Source organism: Candidatus Bathyarchaeota archaeon, assembly GCA_026014465.1.
GTDB lineage: Archaea > Thermoproteota > Bathyarchaeia > Bathyarchaeales > Bathycorpusculaceae > JADGNF01.
Genome location: JAOZID010000010.1, coordinates 422,573 through 440,760 on the forward strand (window position 1 = coordinate 422,573; position 18,188 = coordinate 440,760).

Annotated in this window: 25 protein-coding genes; 14 read left to right on the forward strand and 11 right to left on the reverse strand. The window is 48.9% G+C overall.

All coding sequences use genetic code 11. The annotated features are described in order from the left end of the window. Nucleotides 1-202: 202 nt before the first annotated feature. A complete protein-coding gene (locus tag NWF04_04275; protein MCW4005798.1) occupies nucleotides 203-3,079 on the reverse strand; it encodes a DEAD/DEAH box helicase in 2,877 nt (958 codons plus the stop codon). Nucleotides 3,080-3,384: 305 nt separating this feature from the next. On the opposite strand from NWF04_04275, the gene NWF04_04280 reads away from it, so the two are divergent. The 3 genes from NWF04_04280 to NWF04_04290 all read left to right on the forward strand — a co-directional run bounded on the left by NWF04_04280 (nucleotide 3,385) and on the right by NWF04_04290 (nucleotide 4,810). Continuing rightward, nucleotides 3,385-3,711 carry a hypothetical protein gene (locus NWF04_04280; protein MCW4005799.1) on the forward strand — a complete coding sequence of 109 codons (327 nt, stop codon included), beginning with the start codon at nucleotides 3,385-3,387 and terminating at the stop codon, nucleotides 3,709-3,711. A gap of 110 nt (nucleotides 3,712-3,821) precedes the next feature. Next, entirely contained in the window at nucleotides 3,822-4,250 is a 429-nt protein-coding gene (locus NWF04_04285) for a class I SAM-dependent methyltransferase (GenBank protein ID MCW4005800.1), read from the forward strand. Between the two features lie 47 nt (nucleotides 4,251-4,297). Then, nucleotides 4,298-4,810 (forward strand): YkgJ family cysteine cluster protein, encoded by a 513-nt coding sequence (locus NWF04_04290; GenBank protein MCW4005801.1) that lies wholly within the window; start codon nucleotides 4,298-4,300, stop codon nucleotides 4,808-4,810. Here NWF04_04290 and NWF04_04295 read toward each other — a convergent pair. Beyond that, the gene (locus NWF04_04295) at nucleotides 4,807-5,268 is read right to left on the reverse strand and encodes a response regulator (protein MCW4005802.1); all 462 of its coding nucleotides are present in this window, start codon (nucleotides 5,266-5,268) and stop codon (nucleotides 4,807-4,809) included. The two genes, NWF04_04290 and NWF04_04295, sit on opposite strands and share 4 nt — an antisense overlap. 144 nt (nucleotides 5,269-5,412) lie before the next feature. Here NWF04_04295 and NWF04_04300 point away from each other — a divergent pair, with 144 nt between their 5' ends. Further along, nucleotides 5,413-5,910 carry a YkgJ family cysteine cluster protein gene (locus NWF04_04300; GenBank protein ID MCW4005803.1) on the forward strand — a complete coding sequence of 166 codons (498 nt, stop codon included), beginning with the start codon at nucleotides 5,413-5,415 and terminating at the stop codon, nucleotides 5,908-5,910. A 57-nt stretch (nucleotides 5,911-5,967) separates the two neighbouring features. On the opposite strand, the gene NWF04_04305 is transcribed toward NWF04_04300, so the two are convergent. Continuing rightward, entirely contained in the window at nucleotides 5,968-6,147 is a 180-nt protein-coding gene (locus NWF04_04305; protein ID MCW4005804.1) for a tautomerase family protein, read from the reverse strand. 177 nt (nucleotides 6,148-6,324) lie between these two features. On the opposite strand from NWF04_04305, the gene NWF04_04310 reads away from it, so the two are divergent. Next, complete coding sequence (locus NWF04_04310) at nucleotides 6,325-6,675, forward strand: DUF5658 family protein (GenBank protein ID MCW4005805.1); 351 nt, start codon at nucleotides 6,325-6,327, stop codon at nucleotides 6,673-6,675. A 59-nt stretch (nucleotides 6,676-6,734) separates the two neighbouring features. Further along, on the forward strand, nucleotides 6,735-7,097 hold the full coding sequence (locus tag NWF04_04315; GenBank protein ID MCW4005806.1) for a hypothetical protein: 363 nt from the start codon (nucleotides 6,735-6,737) through the stop codon (nucleotides 7,095-7,097). A gap of 12 nt (nucleotides 7,098-7,109) precedes the next feature. Here NWF04_04315 and NWF04_04320 read toward each other — a convergent pair whose 3' ends face one another. Further along, a complete protein-coding gene (locus tag NWF04_04320) occupies nucleotides 7,110-7,502 on the reverse strand; it encodes a Mov34/MPN/PAD-1 family protein (protein MCW4005807.1) in 393 nt (130 codons plus the stop codon). An 85-nt stretch (nucleotides 7,503-7,587) separates the two neighbouring features. Then, nucleotides 7,588-8,001 carry an NUDIX hydrolase gene (locus tag NWF04_04325; GenBank protein MCW4005808.1) on the reverse strand — a complete coding sequence of 138 codons (414 nt, stop codon included), beginning with the start codon at nucleotides 7,999-8,001 and terminating at the stop codon, nucleotides 7,588-7,590. A gap of 158 nt (nucleotides 8,002-8,159) precedes the next feature. On the opposite strand from NWF04_04325, the gene NWF04_04330 reads away from it, so the two are divergent. From NWF04_04330 to NWF04_04340, 3 genes are read left to right on the forward strand one after another with little or no spacing between them, the layout of a single operon-like run. Continuing rightward, nucleotides 8,160-8,480 carry a metalloregulator ArsR/SmtB family transcription factor gene (locus NWF04_04330; GenBank protein MCW4005809.1) on the forward strand — a complete coding sequence of 107 codons (321 nt, stop codon included), beginning with the start codon at nucleotides 8,160-8,162 and terminating at the stop codon, nucleotides 8,478-8,480. 1 nt (nucleotide 8,481) lies between these two features. Next, nucleotides 8,482-9,111 carry a 4Fe-4S ferredoxin gene (locus NWF04_04335; GenBank protein ID MCW4005810.1) on the forward strand — a complete coding sequence of 210 codons (630 nt, stop codon included), beginning with the start codon at nucleotides 8,482-8,484 and terminating at the stop codon, nucleotides 9,109-9,111. Next, on the forward strand, nucleotides 9,101-9,355 hold the full coding sequence (locus tag NWF04_04340) for a hypothetical protein (protein ID MCW4005811.1): 255 nt from the start codon (nucleotides 9,101-9,103) through the stop codon (nucleotides 9,353-9,355). The genes NWF04_04335 and NWF04_04340 overlap by 11 nt, the downstream gene beginning before the upstream one ends. Before the next feature lie 41 nt (nucleotides 9,356-9,396). Here NWF04_04340 and NWF04_04345 read toward each other — a convergent pair whose 3' ends face one another. Both NWF04_04345 and NWF04_04350 read right to left on the reverse strand, forming a co-directional pair. Beyond that, on the reverse strand, nucleotides 9,397-9,957 hold the full coding sequence (locus NWF04_04345) for an arginine decarboxylase, pyruvoyl-dependent (protein MCW4005812.1): 561 nt from the start codon (nucleotides 9,955-9,957) through the stop codon (nucleotides 9,397-9,399). A 352-nt stretch (nucleotides 9,958-10,309) separates the two neighbouring features. Next, a complete protein-coding gene (locus NWF04_04350; GenBank protein MCW4005813.1) occupies nucleotides 10,310-11,107 on the reverse strand; it encodes a YegP family protein in 798 nt (265 codons plus the stop codon). A 200-nt stretch (nucleotides 11,108-11,307) separates the two neighbouring features. Here NWF04_04350 and NWF04_04355 point away from each other — a divergent pair, with 200 nt between their 5' ends. Genes NWF04_04355 through moaA form a run of 5 tightly spaced genes read left to right on the forward strand, consistent with a single transcriptional unit; the run spans nucleotide 11,308 to nucleotide 14,724 of the window. Continuing rightward, nucleotides 11,308-12,495, forward strand: coding sequence for an ORC1-type DNA replication protein (locus NWF04_04355; protein ID MCW4005814.1), 1,188 nt, complete (start codon nucleotides 11,308-11,310; stop codon nucleotides 12,493-12,495). Nucleotide 12,496: 1 nt separating this feature from the next. Then, nucleotides 12,497-12,763 (forward strand): winged helix-turn-helix domain-containing protein, encoded by a 267-nt coding sequence (locus NWF04_04360; protein ID MCW4005815.1) that lies wholly within the window; start codon nucleotides 12,497-12,499, stop codon nucleotides 12,761-12,763. A 38-nt stretch (nucleotides 12,764-12,801) separates the two neighbouring features. Continuing rightward, nucleotides 12,802-13,251, forward strand: a complete 450-nt coding sequence (gene moaC, locus NWF04_04365; GenBank protein ID MCW4005816.1) for a cyclic pyranopterin monophosphate synthase MoaC — start codon at nucleotides 12,802-12,804, stop codon at nucleotides 13,249-13,251. After that, entirely contained in the window at nucleotides 13,244-13,786 is a 543-nt protein-coding gene (locus NWF04_04370; GenBank protein MCW4005817.1) for a molybdenum cofactor biosynthesis protein MoaB, read from the forward strand. Before moaC ends, NWF04_04370 begins: the two co-directional genes overlap by 8 nt. Continuing rightward, the gene (moaA, locus tag NWF04_04375; protein MCW4005818.1) at nucleotides 13,783-14,724 is read left to right on the forward strand and encodes a GTP 3',8-cyclase MoaA; all 942 of its coding nucleotides are present in this window, start codon (nucleotides 13,783-13,785) and stop codon (nucleotides 14,722-14,724) included. Before NWF04_04370 ends, moaA begins: the two co-directional genes overlap by 4 nt. Before the next feature lies 1 nt (nucleotide 14,725). On the opposite strand, the gene NWF04_04380 is transcribed toward moaA, so the two are convergent. The 4 genes from NWF04_04380 to porA form a co-directional block, all read right to left on the reverse strand. Continuing rightward, the gene (locus NWF04_04380; protein ID MCW4005819.1) at nucleotides 14,726-14,992 is read right to left on the reverse strand and encodes a hypothetical protein; all 267 of its coding nucleotides are present in this window, start codon (nucleotides 14,990-14,992) and stop codon (nucleotides 14,726-14,728) included. A 64-nt stretch (nucleotides 14,993-15,056) separates the two neighbouring features. Further along, the gene (locus tag NWF04_04385) at nucleotides 15,057-15,815 is read right to left on the reverse strand and encodes a hypothetical protein (GenBank protein MCW4005820.1); all 759 of its coding nucleotides are present in this window, start codon (nucleotides 15,813-15,815) and stop codon (nucleotides 15,057-15,059) included. A 148-nt stretch (nucleotides 15,816-15,963) separates the two neighbouring features. After that, the gene (locus NWF04_04390) at nucleotides 15,964-16,938 is read right to left on the reverse strand and encodes a thiamine pyrophosphate-dependent enzyme (GenBank protein MCW4005821.1); all 975 of its coding nucleotides are present in this window, start codon (nucleotides 16,936-16,938) and stop codon (nucleotides 15,964-15,966) included. A gap of 12 nt (nucleotides 16,939-16,950) precedes the next feature. Next, nucleotides 16,951-18,183 carry a pyruvate ferredoxin oxidoreductase gene (gene porA, locus NWF04_04395; protein ID MCW4005822.1) on the reverse strand — a complete coding sequence of 411 codons (1,233 nt, stop codon included), beginning with the start codon at nucleotides 18,181-18,183 and terminating at the stop codon, nucleotides 16,951-16,953. Between the last annotated feature and the right edge of the window lie 5 nt (nucleotides 18,184-18,188).

Here is an 18,188-nt window from a genome sequence, read left to right on the forward strand (position 1 = left end):
AAGTTCAAATCGAAAACACATATATCGCAACACTCAAAATTAACATGAAACAGTGCAAAAACGTTGGAGCCTAACAAAAACAGGCAAGCATACAGTAAACAAAATAAACGCAAACCCCGCAAAGAAACCACGCAAAAACATCAAGTTTAGGAAACAAACTCCCACAAAAAACAAAGAAAAAACCTCATCCACACACGGAAAATCAGCGAAAACGTTTGCTCAAGGCTTTGCGCTCTGCCTCAAGAACCAACTCATAAAAGCCCGCGTTCAGCTTGGGTTCCTGTTCAAGCACCTTGGCGGCGTCGGAGGCTTTTACTTTTCTACCGCTCAAAGCAACGGCGGCGGGCTTGCCATATTTCCCAATTACCTGCGCGGTCTGCATTGCCCAGTCACGCAGTTTCTCTTCGTCCTTTGTGAGCTTTTGCCCCTTCTTAACCACCAACGGCTCCGCACGTTCCTCAGTAACCTTTAGCAGCCCCAACTCAGAGGAGCCACAACATGGACACTTAGGCACATCAGGCAAATCCTTGAGGCGAATCGAATCCAAATAATCCCAGCAACGCGTACAAACAAACGTGCCCGTTTCATCCAAAAGCCGCGCCTTAGCCGATTCCACCAGAACCACGCGCATGCGTTCAGGCGGGATAAGGTCGGTTTTCATGCTTACCCGTTCAATGCCTGTTCGCGCAACGGGCGTGGCGTTGCCTTGGTTGTCTACGGCTACAAAGTGGATTTCGCCGTTTTTCATCTGCTTGAGGACTCGGACTAGGTCGTCGGCGTCAAGGTCTTTGGTGAAGACTTCTTTTAGTCCTTCTTCGTAGATGGGGGTGCCTTCGAAGCTGGTGATTAGTTTTTGCAGGCTTACGTTGCTAAAGTCTGCCCATTTTTTGAGGGCTCCAAAGCGTCGGGCTACGTGTATGACGCGGCGTTTGAAGAGCCCAGTTTTTACGGTGGAGCGTAGCAGGGTCTGTTTGATTGCCTGCTCGGAGAGCTCTTTGATTTCGTTGAAAACCCCAACGAGCCGCGTGGCGTCTGCGTTGCCTAAGGTCTGTACGAATATGCGGTAGGGGTCGTGCTGTACGACTATGCCAAAACCCAGCTTCTCCGAGAGTACTTGCCCTAGCAGTTGGGAGAGGGCACGGTTGGTTAGGGAGCCAAAGTTGGTGTGGATTATAACAAATTCGGTCCAGCCCTCAAACACGAGGCGGTTTGGCGTAGGAACAGGAATGCCCAGCTGCACTTGCTCTGCGGTTTCGGTTAACGCCCGCTGGATAGTCTCGGGTTTAGCGGGGTAACGCTCACCAAGTAGTATGCTGACCTGCTCAACCGAGGTGCCGCTTTGCAGTTTCTCCTCCACAAAACCACGTATCCAAGCCAGCTCCTGCGCGATTTCGTAGGGAACAGGAATTTCTTCGCCTATCCAGCTTGGGATGGAACCTGAAGGGTCATTTACTGAGCGCACGTAAACTTTGTCGTCGGTGGTGTGCACGATTTGCCAGGGGCTGCCGCGTATGATGAATTTAGTGCCTGCTTTGCCGTATTCTGCCATGAAAGCTTCGTCAAGAACGCCAATGCTGCTATCAGAAGCCTGGTCGATAACAAGGAACTGTTTTTCTTCGGGAATCATGCTCAAGTTGTCAAAGTAGTATTCGAAAAGCGCCTTGCTCTTAGACGGCTTCAAAACAACCTGGTCTTCAAAAGACGCCCAAGCCAACCGCGGAAAACGCCCATGCATATACTTGAGAACCTTCTCGACTTCCTCCATGGTTAGGTTTTCGTAGGGGTAGGCGTTCTTGTAGACTTGCAGGATTTCGTTGAAGGATAAGCGTCGGGTTTTCAAAAGCAGCCCTGCAACCTGATGGGTCAGGGCATCGTAGGGTTTGGGCGGTACCGTTACGGGCTCGAGTTCTTCGTTGAGGGCTCGGCGGGCTATGACCATCGCTTCTAAGACGTCGTCGGAGTCCATTCCTATGATTATGCCTTGTGCGGTGTGTCCGTAGGTGTGGCCTGCCCTGCCCACGCGTTGAATTAGCCGTGTGACTTGGCGGGGGCTCATGTACTGGATAACAAGGTCGATGCGTCCAACGTCTATGCCCAGTTCAAGGCTGCTGGTTGCTATGAGCCCTTTGAGTTCGCCGCGTTTGAGTCCTGATTCTGCGGCTATGCGGCTGGGTTTGGCGAGGCTGCCGTGGTGGATGCTAATGGGAAAGTTCATGTCCCAGACTTTGATTCGGCTCGCCAGCACCTCACTAATCGAGCGCGTGTTCGTGAAAAGCAAAACCGACTTGTGATTGCTCATGTAATCGCGAATAACCCTAAGCCTAGCCGCCACTTCAGGATGCGTGTACAGCTTCTCCGCCAAACGCACATCCTCCTCATCGGGTTTAGGATACAAAACCTCAAGCTTTACCATCTTCGCCACAGAAACCCTCACAATATCCACGGGACGCTGGTCCCCAACTAAGAACTCTGCGACTTTGTCGGGCGTCCCAATGGTTGCGGATAGGCCTATCATTTGGAAGTTTTTGCCTTTGAGGTCACGCAGCCGCTCCAGGGCTAGGGAGAGTTGGCTGCCGCGTTTGCTATCCGATAGTTCGTGGACTTCGTCGATTATCATCCATTGCAGGCTTTGCAGGTGCTGGCGAAGGAGCCATCCTGAAAGCATGGACTGCAGTGTTTCGGGCGTGGTTATTAGGATGTCGGGGGGGCTGCGGGATTGTCGGGTGCGTTCTTTGGCTTCGGTGTCGCCGTGGCGAACTGCCAAGCGTATGTCAAGGTTGTTGCACCACCATTCGAGCCGTTCAAGCATGTCACGGTTCAAAGCCCTAAGCGGCGTGACGTAGAGCACTTTGATTCCGGGGGTTCGCGGCGCCTGAAGCAGCAGACTTAGCACGGGCAAAAAAGCCGCCTCAGTCTTCCCAGTAGCAGTGGGAGAAATCAAAAGGACATTCTTGCCTGCCAAAATTTTAGGAATAACCTTTTCTTGGGGCTCCGTAGGCTTCTTGAAGCCCTTCTGCTCCACAAGCCTTCGCACCGGCTTAACAAGCAACTCAAAAACATTCTCAGAAACGTCTTCCAAGATGGGTTTACCTATTATACGTTAACAACACTAAGCAAGATGTCTAACGTAAAAGCATTTTGGAACAAAAACGTACAATCTGCAAAACACCCCAACCACATAACCATCCACACCTACCCCATCCAAACTAAACACCACAAACCCAAAACCAGACCCCCCTCCCCCCTTTTCTGCATACAAATAAAACCAGCAACCAAACAGACGACAAACAGGCGCGTTGCGGGGGGATAGGCGGGTTCACCGTAACTTTTTAAGTGCATGGTAGGGAGTATTGGGTAAGGCAGTTAGTACGTTAGGTGATTGTATTGGAGATTAGTCGCAAGAAGATGCGTGAAGAGGTTCTTGATCGGGTTAAGTATGTTAAGACGTGTGTTATGGCGCGTGAGTTGTGTTTGTTGGTGCGAACGAATCGGGCGGTGTTGGAGCCAAAGGATGTGGAGGATATTTGCAGGTATGTTGCGGGTTTGTGCAAGGAGGAAGGATGCATTGAACCTAGCGGTCTTTGTTTGAAGGCATCTAAGGCAGTAGGGTCAGGCGATGAAGAGAAATACTTGGATTTGTGTGCTCAAAGCTGTGTCAAATGCGGAGAAGCCCGAAGACCCACGGCTAAAAGAAACGCCTACGTCGCCTAAACGGGCTTGCGTAAAACTTAAACATCAAACAGGGCATAAGTGAAAAACAGGACGAAGCGTCAATGTTTATTGCCCCTTTTGTACCCAGCCCAGTACCAGTTGTTAGGTACATGTTAAAGCTGGCGGAGCTGAAAAAAGGTGAAGTTCTTTTCGATTTAGGTTCAGGTGACGGACGAGCAGTCATCATGGCGGCTAAAACGTTTGGAGCCAAAGCAGTAGGCATCGAAATGCGAGAAGACCTAGCCAAGCGGGCAATGAACGTCATACACGAAAACAAACTCGACGACCGCGTCACCATCATAAACGCCGACATATTCAACGCCGACATCGCGTTGGCAGACGTTGTTTTCCTGTACTTAACCACCAGCGCCAACGAAAAAATCAAACCCAAACTTGAAGCCCAACTAAAACCTGGCGTACGCGTTATCAGCCACGACTACGAAATAACAGGCTGGAACCCCCTAAAAACAGAAAAATTCGTAGAAAACCAAGCAAAAGGCTACCCTGCACACACAATATACCTCTACCAAAAACCCTAACTGCCTGCAAAAGCCTTTAAACCGCCGCTGCTGCCCTACAAAGGGAGATGGATGCGTCACAGTTTGTTCCGTGGAGGCAAATCTCCAGTTGGGCTTGCACGGGATGTGGGGAATGCTGCCAAAAGTACGGTGTCGTGCTAAAATTTCATGAGTGGCTCAGGATAACGCAGAGTTTTGGTGCTGACAAAACCATTGTAGGCTTGGATAAACTGTTTATCAAACGCGCGTATAACGGCGACTGCGCTTTTCTTTGCCATGCCGGAGGCAACCGCTTGTGTGGACTGCAGAGAATGAAGCCTGACGCATGCAAACTGTGGCCCTTCAAAGTGTTACCAGAACCCAGATACGGCAACGCACGCCAAGCAGCATACGATTATTTTGGAAAACAACTCTACGTTTATGCTGACTGCAACTGTAACGGATTGCGCTATGGTAACCCTACGTGGACGTTTGGTGCTCAGACGTTAAAAGAGTTTGTAGGGGTTGCTTTGGGAACGTGTCGGGTGCAAAGAAACACTACGCGCAGCAGCAGGGGCTACGGCAGGAGATTGGGGGTTTAGTGTACTTGGGTGTCTTTGCTGTCGAGTTCTTTGATGCGGGTTTGGATGAAATCAGCTACGCGTTGTTCGCTAAAGGCGCGTTCTTGTCTTTGCTTTTCTAGTTGTTCTTTGATGGTTTCAAGCATCTTGTCAACGTCAAAGGGTTTCATGACGTATGCGTCTGCGCCCTTGTTGACGGCTGTTACGGCGTTTTGCAAAGTAGGATACCCGGTGACCATGATTTTGCGGATTTTGGGGGTGGTGTCGTGGACTTTGCTTAAAAGTTCGGTGCCTTCCATGTCAGGGAGCCTGATGTCGACAAGCATCAAGTCATAAGAGTTCTTCTCAGTTTTAGCTATAGCTTGACTACCAGAATCTGCGGTATCTACTTCGTATCCATTATCCTTTAATATCGCCAACACAACTTTGCGGATGTTCTCATCATCATCAATTACGAGTATTCTCGCAGGTTTGTTCATTTTGTTTTTCGCCAACAAAACAGTGAGTTATAGTAGAATTTAACCTGTATGAATCTACAGTATGAATTGAAGAGTACACGCGGCAGGGTATAAAAGAGCCCAAGCACCCACAAAATAAGCAGTAACAAGGGGATGCCGCAATAAATGAGCCAAACCGACGACTTCCAATGCGCACAATGCGCCAAATGCTGCCAAAACATACTCGAAACCCGCGGCGGCGTACTGCGTGGTTTACCTCTAACCCAAAAAGAAACCGAACTTTTCCCAGAAAAGGTCATCTCACCCAAAATGGGCATCGGATTCAAAGATGAACCCGAAGTCATTGTGTTGTACCAGATTAACGTGAACTGCTGCCCCTACGTAAACAAGCAAAATCAGTGCCAAATCTACCAGAAACGACCCCTCATGTGCCAATCCTTCCCCATAGTTGCAGGCGCCATATCCAACCGCTGCCAAGTTTTCAGCTACCGCAAACCAGGCGTAACCTACAACGAACCCTACCCCATGACCGCTCAGCTGCAGGCAAACGATAAACTGGAAAAATACATACAAAACCGCATCAAAAAACACAGCCGCCACGGACTAAAAATCTGGGAATATAACCTAGCCACAAAACAGTGGATACACACCCACACCCTCTAACAACAGGCAAGAGGCGGGGTGGCAAAGCAAGCAACGTGCGTTTGTGGTGGGTTATTTTTAGGTGGCTGCGGGTTCGCCACGTTTTCCCCAGCTGGTTTTTGGTACGTCGTGGATTATGACGGTGACGTCGGTTTTTGGGACGCCGATTTCTTCGAATGCTTGGGCTATGCCTTTGATTAGTTTTGCTTTTTGCTGGTTGGTTTTTCCACTCCAAGTTTCAACTATGACTACTGGCATTGGTTTTTCACCTCCCAACGTGCGTGGGGGTTTGTGTTTACGAGAGCAGCTGCGCGGTTTTTAACGTTGCCTTTTGCAGTTACGGTTTGCGTAATATGTCAAGAAAGGCAATTTTGTTCTTAAGCGCCCAAAGCCAAGAAGCAGTTATCCTAAAAGTGTAAGGAGAAGCGTGAGTTAATGTTTAAGACGAGTGTGTTTCCGGCTTTGCTGCTTGTGTTAGCGGGTTCTATGGACTGCCTCACCACAGGCATAGGCATATCGTATTTTGGAGCAGTTGAATGCAACCCTTTCATGGCGGGGCTGGTGCATACGAACTTGGCAGCATTTACGCTTCTCAAACTGGCAACAACCCTTGTTGTGGTGCTAATTTTCTATTCGGCAAGAAAAATCTTGGCAAGCACTTACGACAAAGCAAGCAAAGCATTCAAAATAGGACACAACTTCATCAAAACCGCGTATGCAGGCGTCATAGCCATAACATTGGTTGTGGTTGCAAACAACGTATTGGTCATCGCAGGGTCAGTATAGCAAAGGCAGGTTTTTTAGAGGCTACCCAGTAGTCCCATGTATACGTGGAAGGTACCAGGTTGGAAGCTAACTTCAAAGTCGCAGTTGTCCATCTTATTCTTAACAGCCAAACAGAAGAAGCCCTAGAATTGCTCTCCAAACAATACCAGACCGACACGCCCAAACTAAAGATTGGGTTGCCAAAAGGTCACAGCCGCAAAGCTTACGGGACATATGCAGCCAAAACGCAGACCATAAGCCTGCTCAACAGCGACATGCTCGCCAACCCGTTTGTCGTCCTGCACGAGTTTTACCATCACCTACGCAGCAAAAACGTCGAACACCAACACAAAGGCACAGAAAAAAACGCCGACAAATTCGCATCAGACTTCATACGCGAATACCAAAAAGCAGCAGCCAGCCAAGCTCAAAACAGCCAATAACACTTCAGGCGATTACTCATCGGTTAGTTCCACAGGCAACCTGTCCCCGTTCGAGTCATAAACCGCCACGCACGCCGCGCCTTCAAAGGGTGGACCTACAATCATCAAAATTCTGCCAAAAAAATGGTTCAAATCCACATCTGACGGCGAGATGTTCCCTGAAGGATGCGAATGCACCGTGCCGACCAACGAGAAATCCATGGGTAACATGTGCATGGGGAAGCTGGCGGAGCCGTTTCCGTGAACAGAAAAAGGTGCCATGAGCAAATCAGTTATGTATATGATGTTTTTGCGTTTTTTCCCTCGTAGCAGTAGGAAGCTTTCGCGTGGGTAGAAGTGTTTTGCGCCAGTGTATATGTTTTCAAGCAGCTCGTTTGGGAGGCTGACGACGGTTTGAGGGGGCATAACCCAGATAATATGCGGGCAGATTAATTACTTTGACCCCGCCCAAAGCCAAAAAGCGCCCAAGCAGCAAATAGAAACGTTTGGTTTACGGTGTTTGCCGTGCAAGGTAATCTTTTATCATTTGTCCGTGTTCAAAAGCCAGTTCCGCGGGCAACGCATCCAAACTAAACAAGCGAAGCTCGGAGATTTCGGTTTCCTGCTTCTTCAACTCTCCACCCACAGGTTTTACGACAAAGCATGTTGGGTTGTAATCGTATTCGTAACCGCCTTGAACGCCCTGTTCTTTGTACGAGCCCAGCTTGTAGAGAACCTCCACATCCAAACCAGTTTCCTCTTTAACTTCACGCACAACATTTTGCTCAGGCGTCTCACCCGCCTCCTCACGCCCCCCAGGCAAAGCCCAAAAACCAATAAACGGCGGCGTAGTACGCTTCGCCAACAAAATCTTATCTTTAGGATAAACAATAATGGCAGTCGCCGATTTTCCGCTAAACTTCATACGCATCCACGGGGATAAGGCATCAGGGAACATAATAGTTTTGCCGTTTCCACGGGCTGGTTGGGGTCGGGGCAGCCAACAAGTTTATATGAAGTTTTGTTCATATGAATTGTTGTTCATGAAAGTGTTGTGGTGACCGCTATGGGGCGTGTTGTTGTTTGAAGCAGGGTTTGACGCAGATTTGCCATCGGTTTTTTACGAATTTGGCGAATCCTACGCGGCTGGCAGTGCTGGAGTTGCTTATGGACAAACCAATGAGCGTAAACGAGTTGGCGCTGGCAATAGGTCAGGAGCAAAGCATGGTATCGCATAACCTTAAGCCGCTACTGGAATGCAACTTTATCCACACGCAAAGAGACGGCAAGAAACGCATGTACGAAGTCAACAAAGAAACCATCGGCGCGGTTTTTGCGGCTGTGGAAAATCATGCCCAAAAGTTTTGCCCCACGGGCGGGAAGTGCCTTAAAGGAGAGAAATAGTATGGTTGTACGAAAAATTGTAAATATCGACGAGAGTTTGTGTAACGGCTGTGGTAAGTGTATTCCGAAGTGTGTGGAGGGTGCGTTGCAGATTGTGGATGGGAAAGCCAGAATCATCAAGGACACGTACTGCGACGGTTTGGGAGCGTGTTTGGGGGAATGCCCGCAAGGTGCTATAACTATAACCGAGCGCGAAGCAGATGCGTTTAGCGAACAAGAAGTGCATGAGTACCTTAAAACCAAAAAAGCCGCCATCACTCAACCCGCTAAGCCGCAGTGGCCAGTAAAAATCAACTTGGTTCCACCCAAAGCACCATTCTACGAAAACGCAGAGTTACTGGTGGCTGCGGACTGCGCCCCTGTTGCCATGCACAACTTCCACGAAACGATGCTTGTGGGGCGGCGGGTTATAATTGGCTGCCCAAAGTTTGATGACGCCAGAGCGTACGCGCAAAAACTCGGCGAGATACTAAAGCAAAACAACGTCTCAAGCATAGCTGTTGCGCACATGGAGGTTCCGTGCTGTTCAGGGCTTAAATGGGCGGTGGAGCGCGCAGTTGAGGCTTCAGGCAAACAAATCCCCGTGAAGGAGTACGAGGTAACTGTTGGGGGTGAAGTGCATGAACTCTAAAGACCCCTCGGTGCCCAAGAATCCGAAAACATGCCCGGGTCTGCGTGAGTTTCTGCAGCCAACCGTCGCTTACATCCAATGCCACGTCTGCGGCAGCGAACTGGAAATCTGGAGCGACGAAGACGAAACAACCTGCAGCGAATGCGGAGCCCAATGGAAACGCCCCAGCAAAAACGCCGCTTGCTTAGAATACTGCCAATACGCCGAGCAATGCCGTGGCATAATTGAAGCACGAAAAAAATAACGCCCAAACAAGGGCTTTTTTTAGGAAATAGTAAAGAAAGGTTATGGTTTGAGGGGTTTATCGTCGATGAAGACGGCTGCTGCTATGGAGGTTGTCCATAAGCCGTTGTTGTCGCCTACGGCGGTTTGGGTGATGTTGGCTGTTTTTATGATGAGTCCGCTGGTTTTGAAGAGTTGTTTGCGTTCGTCCCATGCTTTTTCGGGGTCGAATTGGATGCCCATGGTTGTTGCGAGCATGGTAGCGGCGAGGTCTTCTGCGTAGTCGCCTGCGGTTTCGTCGTTTTGTCCAAAGCAGTGGTGTTCGGAGAGGTAGCCGTACTGGTTTTTGCCTGAGGGTATGGCAACGCCGATAGAGGAGGCAACGAGTCTGTGGGGTTCGTTTGTGGCGTTTCTGGCGATGACTACGAACGTGATTTCTCCGGGCTCAACCATTTTTAGACCTTGTTCACGTGGAAGTAATTCGCAGCCGGGGGGCACGATGCTTGAGACGCTGACAAGGTTACAATGCTGAATACCTGCATCTCGAAGTGCCAACTCAAACGATTGAAGCTGCTCCTTATGCTTACCAACGCCTTTTGTTAAGAAGAAATACTTTGGTATCATTGTTGTCGCAGATAGACAGTACAGCATTTGTTTAAAAAGGTTTTTCTGGACAATAGTTCCATTGAATTTTGATTCGCCCCATTTCCAGCACGCGTAAGTTTGAACGAAAAAACCATGGATAACCAAGTTTTCTGCTGTTTTAGTAGACCCCCTCCCCCTATCGTTTCTGCATACAATTAAAAACAGCAGCCAAATAGACAGCAAATAGGTTGTGAGTGCCAGTTAGAAAACGTGTAACAGCTTGAAACGCGCAGAGAAGGTTGCTGAGTCAAAAGCTTCGAAGAAAGGTTTCGTCTAAACTTAGTCAGATTTAAAAGCGTATGAAAAGAAGAAAAAGTTGGGGAAAGTCCCCTTATTCGATGATTATTTTTTGTATGGTGCTTTTTGAGGGTTTGGCGTCTTCGGTTCCTTTGAAGTACGCGTAGACTTGGCCAGTGTTTTCGAACCATGTCAAAGACCTAGCTCTCCAGTCGACTTTGAAGGTTCCATCTTCAGAGGTGTAGCCGTACGCTAAGAAGTCGTCGCCCAGCAGGGAACGGTCGCGCTCATAGATGTCAATCTTGGCTTTAGGTATTCCTTCTCCAGAATCACTTCTGACGAGTCGTCCCTTGAAGAACACAGGGTCGTCTTTTTTGTAGGTTGAAAGACTCTGAAGTTCAATGGTTGTTGGAACTGGACCATCGGTTACTGTTCGAACAGGCGCAGGTGCGGGTTCAGACGCGACAACAGGCGGAAGTTCCAATGCATCATAAGACATTGTGTCTTCTTTGGGTTTTTGTGTAGTGGTCAAATCTTCAATTTCTGCATCACAGCTCGCTTTAACAGCGTGTATTCCGTTCAAGCAGCCGCTTTTTGCTTCGTACCCTTCGCTTGCAGCTATGATTTCGCCGTTCGTAGCAGTCAAATGGAATCGGTACCCACAGCTTTTATCGAAGAAAACCTGGTATTTTGGGTTGTTAATTCTTGGACCTTCAACGGTCAGGTCTTCAATCTCTGCGTTGCAGTTTGCCTGTATGCTTTTTATGCCTTTTATGCAGCTTGCATGTTGTTCGTAAGCTTCGCCTACAGCAATGATTTTGTTATTTTCGGCCATGAGTCGAAAACGAAACTTGTCTTGAACGTCTCGGTATACTTGATACTTTTTTGACATAGAAAACCACAAAATAAATACAGTCAACGTATTTAAAAAAGTGTTGCACATACCACCCTGATGCCCCTAAAGCGTTATACACCAAAACTCAAAAGAAGCAACAGAAGACTTGCCTAACGGATTTATTAGGCGTCACTCTAACCAGTATTGTTTGACCATACAAATAAGGCGTGAACATAAAACGGGGAGGCAGTAGAACCGTGAAGTTTCGAAGGAGCGTATTCAAAGACGAGACGAAGCTGGATATAAACTACATACCTAGCCGTTTGCCTCACCGCGAAAAAGAACACCGCCTCCTCACAGAGTTTTTCAGTTTTCTCACCCAGTTTCCTGAACGCATGGCGCAGCGAGTCATCGTCACGGGGGAAGTGGGCACGGGAAAAACGGCGTTGTGTCAGCGTGTTGGGCAAGACATAACCAGCCAAGCCCGCAAAAACGGCGTAAACGTACGCTATGTTCATGTTAACTGCCGAGAATACCGTGGCAAACTCTCACTTATCATGCAGCACGCCGTAGCTGTTTTGCGCCCCAACTTTCCCAAACGCGGCTTCTCGTCTGAAGAAATTCTAAGCGCGCTTCTGCAGACGCTTGATGAAGAAAACATGCACATGGTCTTGGCGTTGGATGAGTTTGACAGCCTCATAGAAGCTGAAGGCTCAGACTCCGTCTACAACCTAACCCGCATGCAAGAAATACGCCCCGAAAAACCACAACGGGTCTCTTTGCTGTTTATTATGCGCAACTTGCAAGCCACCAAAAAACTCGACGACAGCGCCAAAAGCACCCTACAACAAAACATAATCCGCCTAGAAGCATACGACAAAGAGCAGCTAGTAGATATTCTTAACGACCGCGTAGCCATGGCGTTTGAAGCATCCACGGTGGCGGAAGATGTGGTTTGTTTGGCGGCGGATTTGGCTCAGGGCGAAAGCGGGAATGCACGGTTTGCTATAGAGTTGCTTTGGCGTGCAGGCAAGTACGCAGATGCGGAGGATTTGGGGGATGTGACTCCTGAGTGTGTGCGTAAAGCCATATCCAGCATCATCCCAACGCTGCAAAAAGGCGAAGTATCAAATCTGGGACAGCATGAGAAACTGTTTTTGCTCTCCGTAGCCGAGTTTTTCAAAGAAAACGCCAAAGCATACGCGACTCTAACAGAGCTGGAAAACGAATACGGCGTCATCTGTGAAGAGTACGAGGTAGAACCAGTTAGCCATACGCAGCTTTGGAGTTATGCCAAGTTGCTTTCGGCGTTGGGTGTGCTGCGAACGGTGGTTTCGTCTGAGGGCGCACGTGGTCGTTCGACGCTGGTTTATTTGCCGTCTGTTTCCGCTGAAGAGTTAGCCAAGACGTTGCGGTTGATTTTGGAACGGGAAAGAGGTGCCTAACATGGATGTTGAAGAGGTTTTTTCGTCCAAGCCGCGCATGAGAATCCTCAAACTTATCAACCAACTTAGCGAACTCAACGTCTCACATATCGCAAGGGAAATAGGGCTTAACTTCACCGCAACCAACCGTCACTTAAAACTCTTAGAAGAAGAGGGCATACTGTTGCAAAAAACGTATGGGCGAATTAGGCTCTACAGGTTCAATCAGGCTTCGCCTAAAGCCGTGGCGGTGCAAGAACTCATCGATGTTTGGGAACAAGAAACATAAAGCTTGTTTACCACATTTTAAAACAGGAGACGACACGTTTGACTATGGTTGATGTTTCAGATAAAAACCAAGTTTTCAGGGAAGCAACTGCCTGTGGAACCATACGGCTCAAACCCGAAACCGTAAAACGCATCAGGGAAGAAGAAATAGCCAAGGGCGACCCCCTCTACACCGCAAAGGTTGCAGGCATACTGGCAGCGAAGAGAACTAGCGAAATCGTTCCTTTGTGCCATCCGTTGCCGTTAACTAACGTGGAGGTGACAGCTAAAGTCGCGGGCGAGTGCATGGTTGAGGTGACGGCTCTGGTGAAGACGTGTGCGCAAACAGGCGTGGAGATGGAGGCGCTTGCGGCGGTTTCGGCGGCGTTGCTGACGGTTTGGGACATGACCAAGCAGTACGAGAAAGACGCTCAGGGGCAGTACCCGTCCACGGCTATTGAGGACATACATGTTGTGAAGAAGGTTAAGCGGGGGAAGGGTGATGAGTGAGAGCACTAAGAGTCATAAGGCGCATGCCCCCAAGAAACTGAATTTTGCAGTTTTTACCTGCAGCACCAGCCGTTACCGTGCACTGGAGAACGGTGAGGACGTGAAAGATGTTTCAGGCGAAACCATAGAGTTCCTCCTCAAAAAAGCAGGGCACAGCGTCCTGTTTAAGCGCGTGATACTGGACGACCAAGACATGATAGCGCATGCCGTCAAAAGCGTCATAGACAACCAAGGCTTAGACGCAGCAGTATTTTGCGGCGGAACAGGCATAGCCCCAACCGACGTAACCATAGAAACCATAACACCATTTTTTGACAAGACCCTACCAGGATTTGGCGAAATCTTCCGCAGGGTAACCTATGATAAACGGGGCTCGTCCGCGTTGATGACGCGCGCAACCGCAGGCGTAGCCAAGGGCAAAGCACTGTTTTGCATACCAGGTTCCCCTGACGCAGTAAAGTTTGCAGTCGAACTGCTTATATCTCCTGAAGCGGCTCATATCGTCAAGCACGCTCGGGAACAACGGCAATTATGACCCTACACGACTGCTACAACCGCCCCTTGCTAAACTTGAGGATTTCAATTACCCAGCGATGCAACCTAAAATGCATCTACTGCCACCGCGAAGGAGAAGTCAAACGCGCAAACCGCAGCGCTGAGAAAATGACCAGACAAGAAATTGTGCGCATCGCCCAAACCGCTGTGGACTTGGGAATCAAACGCATAAAACTCACAGGCGGCGAACCGCTCATGCGCAAGGACGTGGTGGAGGTGGTTAGGGGCATCGCGGGGATTTCTGGGTTGAAGGATTTGTCAATGACCACTAACGGCTTGATGCTCAAGGATATGGCGGTGGATTTGTTTGCGGCGGGTCTTAAACGCATCAACATCAGTCTGGCAACGTTGAATCCAGCTACGTATCACAGACTCACAGGCGGCAACGTGCAAGATGCTCTGGCGGGTGTGCAGGCGGCGGTGGATGCAGGGTTTTGCCCCGTAAAGCTAAACATGGTTGTTTTAGAAGACGTAAACGTAGGCGACATACCCGACATGATTACGTTCGCAGGGCAAAGCGGCGTTACGCTACAGCTCATCGAGCTAGACCCAATTAACGTGAGCAACACCTACTACGAAAAACACCACCGCTTCCTAGATGCCACCGAAGCTATGCTCGAAGAAAAAGCCGTAAACGTCGAAATACGCCCGTTCATGCATAACCGCAAAATCTACCACCTGCCAAAAGCCAACGTCGAAGTCGTCCACCCCATTGACAACACCGACTTTTGCATGCACTGCACCCGCATGAGAGTAACCAGCGATGGCAAACTCAAACCCTGCCTCATGAGAAACGACAACCTAACCGACTTGCTCACCCCAATAAGAAACGGCGCCACAGACGAAGAACTCCAAAACCTCTTCCGCAGGGCAAACCAGCTACGCGAACCCTACAACAAAACCCAAACCCAAAACTAACTCAGGAAGCCTTTTCCGCGGAGCCTGCCGCCTCGTTTTTGCTCTCAATTAACTTTTTAACCACACGCTTAAGCTCCTCTTCAAACTCAGGCGCAAACGCAATCCCCAAATCCTCCTCATAATACACACACAAAAACCGCAAAACCGCATAAGCCTCCACCGCACCCTTACTACGCCTACACAACAAATCATTCACCTTACTGCCAATACGACCAAGCTTATCAAAATCAACCTCAACCTCACCAGCCAAACGCTTCTTCCCAGACACAATACATCACTTAGGTAGGCATAGCGCATGTAAGTATTTGACTTTTATGATATGTTAATTGAAATCAGCCTATGATGATATTGAAGATACTGACTGCCAAGGTAACCACCGCCACCAAAATTTCTAAAATACCTTTTATGTTATTTACAGGTTTTATGAACCTCGCGTGTCTTTCAAGTCTACTATATTTTTCAACTTCCGTAACGAGTCTACCTAAATACCGGTATGCCCGAGGGTCATCATGATTCACAAGAGCAAGAGAAAAGTTGGTAAAGGTATCTACCAATTGTGATTCTGAAAAAAGGAGCATACGACACATCTCAGTTTTTCTATTGGCTAGGATAGAAAACTCTGCGGCATACAAACTGCCTCTGCGATTTAAGAATTTTGGACTTTTTGAAAAAACAGAAAACTCGTAGCACATAGTGTTTGCTTTCCTTGCTGCCTTAAGACGTTTGTTTTCACAAAAAAGTTGTGCAGTTAGAATGCATTGAGCAAAAACAAATTCGTCCGGACTTGGATAACCATGAATTTTTCCATAGACCAACCGAAGGAGTCGCATCACTATATCAACGAGTACAGAACCCGCTATTATTGAAATTATAAGAGAAAGAACTAAATTAATTACAAGAGCAAGTAATGGCGCCGTGATGAAATTGAGCAGAAGAGTCAAAAGATTTACGGATATAATACCCAAAAGGATGGTGATTAGCGCAGATGCTATTAGGGTAACCCGATACTTGTAGTCCACAACTTGTGCTCTTTTAACTAGTTCAGCAAAGGTTTTGGCACTGTAGTATTTTGGGTAATCATAGTCCGTCATTCGAGTCAGAATCAACATCAGGCGCCATTGTTTTTTTAGGTTTCGAATTAAGAGACAAAAAACAAAGAATTGAAAAACAGTAAAACATCAAGTCAAGAAGAGGATACAAAGCAAGCAAAAGTTAACCAAAGAAAAGGAAGGGTGGGGGTTAGGCTTTGGGGGTGTCGCCTGTTTTTTGTAGTAGTTGTTGCCAGCGGTTGTCGGTCCATTGTTGGATGTTGTCGAGTACGTTTTGGTTTTGGGGTTTGAAGAGGTGTCGGTAGCGTCCTTGTCCTTTGAGGTAGTCGGTGACGGGTTTTTTGGTTTGGGGTGCGAGGGCGTACATTTTGCTTGGGGTGGAGAGTTGGTATTGTCCGTTGGTTGCTTCCCAGAGGGGGAATAGGCAGGTTTCGACTGCGAGTTTTGAGTATTCGATGGATTTGTTGGATGCGGTTCTCCAGCCTCGGGGGCAGGGGGCAAAGACGTGTAGGAAGGCGGGTCCTTCGACTTCTAGGCCTTTGCGGACTTTGGTCATGAGGTCTTTCCAGTAGAAGGGTGCGGCGGTTGCTACGTATTCGATGCCGTGGGAGACCATGATGTCGGTTATGGGTTTTTTGTTTTGGAGTTTGCCGGGCATGACTGAGCCTGCGGGGGTGGTGGTGGTTGCTGCGCCCATGGGGGTGCCTCCGCTGCGTTGGATGCCTGTGTTCATGTATGCTTCGTTGTCGTAGAGTACGAAGAGGAAGTCGTGTCCGCGTTCCATAGCACCTGAAAGCGCTTGGAAGCCGATGTCGTAGGTTCCGCCATCACCTGCAAACGCGATAACGTCAACGTGTTCTTGGAGCTTGCCCTTTTTCTTTTGCATCCTCAAAGCAGCTTCTATACCTGAAGCGTTCGCCGCAGAAGTTTCAAAGGCAGTGTGCAGCCATGGAACAGCCCAAGACGTATACGGATAAATCGACGAGACCACTTCCATGCAGCCCGTCGCCTCAGTCACGATGGTTGGTCCGCGGGTGGCTTTCATGATCATGCGCAAAACCGCGGCGGGTCCACAGCCTGCACAGGCGCGGTGTCCTGCAGTGAACAGGTCAGGTTTTTGGGCGATGTCTTTTGCAGTAAATTTCCATTCTTCTTGAGTAGACATTTTTCTTTCTCCTTATTCTCTTAATCCTACAAAGTTTACAGGTTGACACACAGTGTCCTCGTACGCGTTCTTGGCTAGCTCCTCAAAGATTTTCTTGAACCCTGCGGGACTAGTGTCTCTGCCGCCTAAACCGTAAATGTAATCCACAATTACGGGTCTTGAGGGCGCGTCGTAGAGGGCGTGGCGTATTTCATGGAAGAGAGCGCCACCGTTTCCGCCAAAACTCATGCTTTTATCCATGACACCAACGATTTTAGCGTTCTTGAGAGCGTCGCGTATGGCTTGGACGGGGAAGGGTCGGAAGGTTCGCAGACGTAGCAAGCCGACTTTCATGCCTGTTTCGCGCACTTCGTCCACTACGGTTTTTAGAGTGCCCGCGGTGGAGCCTGCAGCGACAACAACGACTTCGGCGTCGTCAAGCATGTACTTCTCAACAAGACCATCACCGTAGCTTCGACCACTCATTGCGGCGTATTCGGCGTGGACTTTCTGGATGACGTCTAAGGCGTTTTTCATGGCTTCTTCTTGCTGGCGCTTGAATTCGAAGTAGTAGTTTTGCAGTGCGATGGGTCCCATAGTCATGGGGTTTTTGGGGTCAAGCTTGAAGGGGGCGGTTTTGCCTTCGTGGGTGGCTACAAGCGGGAATTTGCGTTCGCCTACGAAATCTTTGGCTGCCTCGTCGGAAAGCACGGTTACGTTCTCAAGGGTGTGGCTCAAAGTGAAGCCGTCTAAACCGACCATGACGGGAAGTGTGACGTTTAGGTCTTCGGCGATGCGAAAAGCTTGGATGATGGAGTCGTAGGCTTCTTGAGCGTTTTCAACGTAGATTTGAATCCAGCCGCTGTCGCGTTCTGCCATGCTATCAGAGTGGTCGCCGTGAATGTTTAGCGGAGCGGATAATGCGCGGTTTGCAACTGCCATGACTACGGGTGTGCGGCAGCCAGAAGCTACAAAGAGCATTTCATGCATCAGGGCTAGACCTGCTGATGCGGTGGCGGTGAATACGCGTGCGCCTGTTGCAGAAGCAGCTACAGAAGCAGCCATAGCAGAGTGTTCAGATTCGACACAGACGAATTCGGTTTGAACTTCGCCGTCAGCTACATACTCACTAAACTTTTCTACGATAATGGTTTGGGGGGTGATTGGGTAAGCGGCTACGACATCAACGTCTGACTGTTTGACAGCAAACGCGACTGCTTCGTCGCCGTTCATAGCGGTGCGTTCTTGTTTAACCTGAGTTTTCATCACAA

Bases quoted from the DNA above. Each gene is read 5' to 3' on its own strand.
- NWF04_04305 (MCW4005804.1), bottom strand. From the start codon at position 6,147: ATGCCAGTAGTCATAGTTGAAACTTGGAGTGGAAAAACCAACCAGCAA.
- NWF04_04350 (MCW4005813.1), bottom strand. From the start codon at position 11,107: ATGTCAAAAAAGTATCAAGTATACCGAGACGTTCAAGACAAGTTTCGT.
- NWF04_04390 (MCW4005821.1), bottom strand. From the start codon at position 16,938: ATGTCTACTCAAGAAGAATGGAAATTTACTGCAAAAGACATCGCCCAA.
- moaA (MCW4005818.1), top strand. From the start codon at position 13,783: ATGACCCTACACGACTGCTACAACCGCCCCTTGCTAAACTTGAGGATT.
- NWF04_04310 (MCW4005805.1), top strand. From the start codon at position 6,325: ATGTTTAAGACGAGTGTGTTTCCGGCTTTGCTGCTTGTGTTAGCGGGT.
- NWF04_04320 (MCW4005807.1), bottom strand. From the start codon at position 7,502: ATGCCCCCTCAAACCGTCGTCAGCCTCCCAAACGAGCTGCTTGAAAAC.
- NWF04_04385 (MCW4005820.1), bottom strand. From the start codon at position 15,815: ATGACGGACTATGATTACCCAAAATACTACAGTGCCAAAACCTTTGCT.
- NWF04_04335 (MCW4005810.1), top strand. From the start codon at position 8,482: ATGGTTGTACGAAAAATTGTAAATATCGACGAGAGTTTGTGTAACGGC.
- NWF04_04290 (MCW4005801.1), top strand. From the start codon at position 4,298: ATGGATGCGTCACAGTTTGTTCCGTGGAGGCAAATCTCCAGTTGGGCT.
- NWF04_04360 (MCW4005815.1), top strand. From the start codon at position 12,497: ATGGATGTTGAAGAGGTTTTTTCGTCCAAGCCGCGCATGAGAATCCTC.
- NWF04_04325 (MCW4005808.1), bottom strand. From the start codon at position 8,001: ATGAAGTTTAGCGGAAAATCGGCGACTGCCATTATTGTTTATCCTAAA.
- NWF04_04300 (MCW4005803.1), top strand. From the start codon at position 5,413: ATGAGCCAAACCGACGACTTCCAATGCGCACAATGCGCCAAATGCTGC.
- porA (MCW4005822.1), bottom strand. From the start codon at position 18,183: ATGAAAACTCAGGTTAAACAAGAACGCACCGCTATGAACGGCGACGAA.
- NWF04_04340 (MCW4005811.1), top strand. From the start codon at position 9,101: ATGAACTCTAAAGACCCCTCGGTGCCCAAGAATCCGAAAACATGCCCG.
- NWF04_04295 (MCW4005802.1), bottom strand. From the start codon at position 5,268: ATGAACAAACCTGCGAGAATACTCGTAATTGATGATGATGAGAACATC.
- NWF04_04285 (MCW4005800.1), top strand. From the start codon at position 3,822: ATGTTAAAGCTGGCGGAGCTGAAAAAAGGTGAAGTTCTTTTCGATTTA.
- NWF04_04370 (MCW4005817.1), top strand. From the start codon at position 13,244: ATGAGTGAGAGCACTAAGAGTCATAAGGCGCATGCCCCCAAGAAACTG.
- NWF04_04345 (MCW4005812.1), bottom strand. From the start codon at position 9,957: ATGATACCAAAGTATTTCTTCTTAACAAAAGGCGTTGGTAAGCATAAG.